The 578-nt window shown below is 72.0% G+C and carries 1 protein-coding gene; it reads left to right on the top strand.

The genetic code is table 11. From position 1 onward, the window contains the following. A partial coding sequence (locus tag JMF90_RS39675) for a substrate-binding domain-containing protein (protein WP_374104353.1) occupies positions 1-578 on the top strand: 578 nt, incomplete at both ends.

The following is a 578-nucleotide window of genomic DNA, read 5'->3' as shown; positions in this document are numbered from 1 at the left end:
AAGCGCGGCCGCAACCGGCTGCTCGGCATGCTCGCGGCCGACCTGACCAATCCTTACACCGTCGAAGTGCTGCAGGGCGTCGAGGCCGCGTGCCATGCGCTCGGCTACATGCCGCTCATCTGTCACGCGGCGAACGAAGTCGAGATGGAGCGCCGCTTCCTGCAGCTGCTCACGACCTACCGCGTCGAAGGGCTGATCGTCAACGCGCTCGGCGCCGAGGAAGACGTGCTGCGCCCGCTGCGCGGCGCCGGCATTCCGGCCGTGCTCGTCGACCGCACGGTCGAGGGCTTCGAGGCCGACCTGATCGGCCTCGACAACACCGACGCGATCGAGACGGCGCTCGCGCACCTGATCGAGCACGGTTTCGACGCGATCCATTTCGTCGTGCAGCCGTTCGAGCAGGTCAGCTCGCGGCGCGTGCGCGAGGCCGCGTTCCGCGCGGCGCTGGCCGCACGCGGGCTGCCGGTGCCGTCGACGGTCGTGCTCGACCTGAACGAACCCGACGCGGCCGCGGCGGCGCTCGCCGACGTCGATGCCCGCATCGACGACGCGGCCCGGCGCGGCGTGCGCGCGGCGCT

The sequence above is a fragment of the Burkholderia sp. E168m23 genome (assembly GCF_016586125.1).
GTDB classification, from domain to species: Bacteria; Pseudomonadota; Gammaproteobacteria; order Burkholderiales; family Burkholderiaceae; genus Burkholderia; species Burkholderia orbicola.
This window is presented reverse-complemented; position numbering and strand designations above follow the sequence as displayed.